General features: G+C 30.5%; 3 protein-coding genes. 2 read left to right on the top strand and 1 reads right to left on the bottom strand.

Annotated features, from left to right (window positions below):
- A partial coding sequence (locus VLM92_RS09870; protein WP_325276177.1) for a hypothetical protein occupies nt 1-363 on the top strand: 363 nt, incomplete at its 5' end.
- 84 nt (nt 364-447) lie between these two features.
- Here the strand turns inward: VLM92_RS09870 and VLM92_RS09865 are convergent.
- Nucleotides 448-993, bottom strand: coding sequence for a hypothetical protein (locus VLM92_RS09865; protein WP_325276176.1), 546 nt, complete (start codon nt 991-993; stop codon nt 448-450).
- A gap of 360 nt (nt 994-1,353) precedes the next feature.
- Here VLM92_RS09865 and VLM92_RS17365 point away from each other — a divergent pair.
- Nucleotides 1,354-1,501 (top strand): NADP-dependent isocitrate dehydrogenase (locus VLM92_RS17365; RefSeq protein WP_349255056.1); only part of this gene is annotated, 148 nt, incomplete at its 3' end.

Raw genomic sequence — 1,501 nt, 5'->3', positions numbered from 1 at the left:
GATAATCTTCTCTACATATCCCCTACAGAATATCAAAAACTTTCCTGTAAACAATTGCATGAACAGATAATAAAGATAGATAAAAGGCTTAATGCGAAGTTACAAATTAAGTCAGATGAAGAAACAGAAAAAACTGTCGGTATGTTGTTCGTTGTTCCATTTGCTTTGTTAACTACTGCAGGAGTACCATTAATCGCTCCGAAGACTGATGCAGCTAAAGAGCGAGAGAGATTGGATAAAGAGGCATCTAGAAGAAAAGTTGCAGAATTTAATTCTGAAGTTAAAAGACTAAAAGGAGAATATGAAGCCCTTACAAATATTGCAACGAAAAAAAAATGTAGTTTTGCAGTGGATTTGAAATAATAACTCTATTATCTCATGATTTTCAAAACATTATAAAATATATAACTTTATGAGGATTTGTTGTCCATGATAAACTATGTTAGACTATAAGGTTTTGGTCAAGTTAGGCAAAACTGTGTATGGTAAATTCGGTATTTCTAAAATTTCTTGTTCATTTGGTGAACCAAAAAAAACTTTAACATTCTTATATCGTTTTTTATAATCTGATGCTATATTCAGTAGATGCTTTTGTATCTCTTTGTGTTGCTGTGTCATATATGCTGAAGTAGGATATTGTGATACTTTCGATTCACTGTACCCAAGAGTGACATTGAGAAGTTTTTCTTTATTGGAAGCAGATGGTTCATCTTTTATAAAAATACTTCCCTCCTGCTCATTATACTTACAGCTAACCTTTATATTAAACCCTTCTATATCATGACAATCCCAATGAAGGGTTTGTTCTACATAGAGTTTCACCTCTTGTTGAATCTTTGCATATTCTTTTTCATTCAAATTTTTTATTTCTATACTTGTACTGGATGATTGTGTTGTTATACCTGAAAGAAAAACTACTCCTATTAAATATGTCAGAACATAACCACCTGATATTGCAAGTAATATTGTAAGAATAGTTTTTTTTGCTTTCATTGAACACTTTCATTATCTATTTATTACGGAACAGAGACCCTTCTTTGCACTATTTTAGTATAAAGAGTATATCAAAATATCTCGTTTTCAATACCTTATGAAATATACAAATTTATGGGATTTTAGCCCAATCATTTCTTGACACAAAACTTACAGTGCCTTTCATTGGATTTGAGTGTTTTTTATTGGAACCGGTAAAAATACTCAAATATATAGTCATGATGCCGCACTTATTAAAATAATTATGTGTAATTATGAAACAAATATTTTAAATAGGATAAATATTATCTTATTTATTGGAGATTATTGTTAAAAATTTGTTACTTTTTCGGAGTAGATTAAATTTTCAAAGGAACAAATATGTCAAACTTACCAAAAATCATTTGGTCAAAAATAGATGAAGCGCCAGCACTCGCTACGTATTCATTACTACCAATCGTAAATGCATTTACTAAAGAAGCAGGTGTAGAAGTTGTAGAGAGCGATATCTCACTTGCAGGTAGAGTAC

It is taken from the genome of Romboutsia sp., assembly GCF_035470145.1.
GTDB lineage: Bacteria > Bacillota > Clostridia > Peptostreptococcales > Peptostreptococcaceae > Romboutsia_D.
The sequence above is the reverse complement of the archived record's forward strand: the minus strand, read 5'-3'. Positions and strand labels throughout refer to the sequence as shown.